This window comes from Amycolatopsis azurea DSM 43854 (genome assembly GCF_001995215.1).
In the GTDB taxonomy this organism is placed as follows: Bacteria; Actinomycetota; Actinomycetes; order Mycobacteriales; family Pseudonocardiaceae; genus Amycolatopsis; species Amycolatopsis azurea.
In genome coordinates this window covers 819-3,336 of the sequence record NZ_MUXN01000038.1, presented here as the reverse complement: position 1 = coordinate 3,336, position 2,518 = coordinate 819, and the positions used below count along the sequence as shown (strand labels likewise).

The 2,518-nt window shown below is 68.7% G+C and carries 3 protein-coding genes and 1 pseudogene; all 4 read left to right on the top strand.

Going from position 1 to position 2,518, the window contains the following annotated elements; all coding sequences use genetic code 11:
* Positions 1-413: pseudogene (locus B0293_RS44590) on the top strand (glycine dehydrogenase (aminomethyl-transferring)); the annotation flags it as partial.
* Between the two features lie 8 nt (positions 414-421).
* A complete protein-coding gene (gene gcvT / locus B0293_RS41535) occupies positions 422-1,513 on the top strand; it encodes a glycine cleavage system aminomethyltransferase GcvT (RefSeq protein WP_039918882.1) in 1,092 nt (363 codons plus the stop codon).
* A gap of 17 nt (positions 1,514-1,530) precedes the next feature.
* Positions 1,531-1,908 (top strand): glycine cleavage system protein GcvH, encoded by a 378-nt coding sequence (gene gcvH / locus B0293_RS41530; RefSeq protein ID WP_005160456.1) that lies wholly within the window; start codon positions 1,531-1,533, stop codon positions 1,906-1,908.
* A gap of 1 nt (position 1,909) precedes the next feature.
* Positions 1,910-2,518: aminotransferase class I/II-fold pyridoxal phosphate-dependent enzyme (locus tag B0293_RS44585; protein WP_245820144.1), on the top strand; the 609-nt coding region annotated here is incomplete at its 3' end.

The following is a 2,518-nucleotide window of genomic DNA, read 5'->3' as shown; positions in this document are numbered from 1 at the left end:
AGGAGACCGGCGTCAGCGTCGACGACGTCGCGAAGCGCCTGATCGACTACGGCTTCCACGCCCCGACCATGTCGTTCCCGGTCGCGGGCACGCTGATGGTCGAGCCGACCGAGTCCGAGGACCTCGGCGAGATCGACCGCTTCATCGCGGCGATGATCGCCATCCGCGCCGAGATCGACGCCGTCGCGCAGGGCAAGTGGACCGCGGACAACAGCCCGCTGCGCAACGCCCCGCACACCGCCGAAACCCTGGTCGGCGACTGGGACCTGCCCTACGACCGCGAACTGGCCGTGTACCCCGCCGGGGTGAACCGCAAGGCCAAGTACTGGCCCCCGGTGCGTCGCATCGACGGCGCCCGCGGGGACCGTAACCTCGTCTGCTCCTGCCCGCCGCTCAACGCCTACGAGAACTGAGGCACTTGATGTCGAAAGAGACGTCCCTGCACGGAGTCCACAAAGGACTGGGTGCGCTGTTCACCGACTTCGCGGGCTGGTCGATGCCGATCCGCTACAGCAGCGAGCTGGCGGAGCACAAGGCGGTCCGCGAGACCGCGGGCCTGTTCGACCTGTCCCACATGGCCGAGATCGAGGTGACCGGCCCTCAGGCCGCCGACACCCTCGACTTCGCGCTGGTCGGCAACCTGTCCGGGGTCAAACCGGGCCGGGCGCGCTACACGATGATCTGCGACGAGAACGGCGGCGTGCTGGACGACCTGGTCGTCTACCGCCTCGCCGACGAGAAGTTCCTGGTCGTGGCCAACGCGGGCAACGCCGCCGTGGTCGCCGAGGCGCTGGCCGAGCGGGTCTCGGGCTTCGACGCGGTCGTCGAGAACAAGTCCGAGGACGTCGCGCTGATCGCCGTCCAGGGCCCGAAGGCCGTCGAGATCCTCGGTGCCGTCACCGACGCCGACCTGGGCGCGCTCAAGTACTACGCGAGCGTCCCGGCCGTCGTGAAGGGTCACGACGTCCTGCTCGCCCGCACCGGGTACACCGGCGAGGACGGCTTCGAGCTGTACGTCCCGGCCGGTGAGGCTCCCGCCGTCTGGCGCATCCTCACCGAGGCCGGCGAGCCGCACGGCCTGCTCCCGGCCGGTCTCGCCTGCCGCGACACGCTGCGTCTCGAAGCCGGAATGCCGTTGTACGGCAACGAACTCAGCCTCCAGCTGAGCCCGTTCGAGGCCGGTCTCGGCCGCGTGGTCAAGTTCGAGAAGCCGAACGACTTCGTCGGCAAGGCCGCGCTCGAAGAGCTGTCCAAGAAGGACGTTCCCCGGGTCCGCGTCGGGCTCAAGGGCTCCGGCCGCCGCGCCCCGCGCCACGGCTACACCGTCCTGTCCGGCGAGACCGAGATCGGCGAGGTCACCAGCGGTGCCCTGTCGCCGACCCTGGGCTACCCGATCGCCATGGCCTACGTGGACCGGGAGCACGCCGAGCCCGGCACCGAGCTTTCCGTCGACATCCGGGGCCGTATCGAGCCCGTCGAGGTCGTCGCCCTGCCCTTCTACTCCCGCGCCTGAAAGGCCCTTGAACGACCATGAGCATCCCCCAGGACCTGAAGTACACGAAGGAACACGAGTGGCTGAACGTCGTCGACGGCGTCGCCACCGTGGGCATCACCGCCTTCGCCGCCGAGTCGCTCGGTGACATCGTGTTCGTCCAGCTCCCCTCGGTCGGCGACACCGTCACCGCGGGCGAGGTGTTCGGCGAGGTCGAGTCGACCAAGTCGGTCAGCGAGCTGTACGCGCCCGTGGACGGCGAGGTCGTCGAGGTGAACGAGGCCACAACGGACACCCCCGAGCTCATCAACTCGGACCCGTACGCCGAAGGATGGCTCCTGAAGGTGCGTCTGTCCGGCGACGTGCCCGCCCTGCTCGACGCCCAGGCGTACGCCGTCTTGACCCAGGAGAACTGACATGTTCAACGCTGCCTTGTCCGAAGTGGACCCCGAGGTCGCCACCGCCGTCGCGGCCGAGCTCGACCGGCAGCAGTCGACCCTGGAGATGATCGCCTCGGAGAACTTCGCCCCGGTGGGCGTGCTCGAGGCGCAGGGTTCGGTGCTGACCAACAAGTACGCCGAGGGCTACCCCGGCCGCCGCTACTACGGCGGTTGCGAGCACGTCGACGTCATCGAGCAGCTGGCGATCGACCGCGCGAAGGCCCTGTTCGGCGCCGAGCACGCCAACGTCCAGCCGCATTCGGGCGCGCAGGCCAACGCCGCCGCCATGGTCGCCGTGCTCAACCCCGGTGACACCATCCTCGGTCTCGACCTCGCCCACGGCGGTCACCTGACCCATGGGATGAAGATCAACTTCTCCGGCAAGCTCTACAACGTCGTCGCCTACCACGTCGACAAAGAGACCGGGATCGTCGACATCGAGGAGATCGAGCGCCTCGCCAAGGAGCACAAGCCGAAGCTGATCATCGCCGGCTGGTCGGCGTACCCGCGTCAGCTCGACTTCGCCGAGTTCCGCCGCATCGCCGACGAGGTCGGCGCGAAGGTCATGGTCGACATGGCGCACTTC